The organism is Peribacillus sp. SIMBA_075 (genome assembly GCF_046534585.1).
Genome location: NZ_JAWRYN010000637.1, coordinates 1 through 271, shown reverse-complemented (window position 1 = coordinate 271; position 271 = coordinate 1). Strand labels below are relative to the sequence as shown.

General features: G+C 52.8%; 1 protein-coding gene. It reads right to left on the bottom strand.

What is annotated here, in order from left to right:
* Positions 1–271 (bottom strand): EamA family transporter (locus tag SB775_RS29725; RefSeq protein WP_410864833.1); only part of this gene is annotated, 271 nt, incomplete at both ends.

The following is a 271-nucleotide window of genomic DNA, read 5'->3' as shown; positions in this document are numbered from 1 at the left end:
AGCTGAAGCCCTTGAAAGAAAAAGCCAATCGCCATCACGGTAGAAAACACAACAATCCCCGCCAGCGCCCACCAGCCAACAGCACCGAACGATAGCTCAAGCCCGCCATCCTTTTGCGCCACAAAGAATGTAGAAATGGCCGCGAATAAGGAAATATATCCGGCAGTCACAAACGGCGATAGCCCTTTTACCACCCGGTTACCCACAACGATATAAACGGAGTAAAACAGGGCAGCTGCGAGTGCCAGCACGACCCCGATCGGTTGAATCC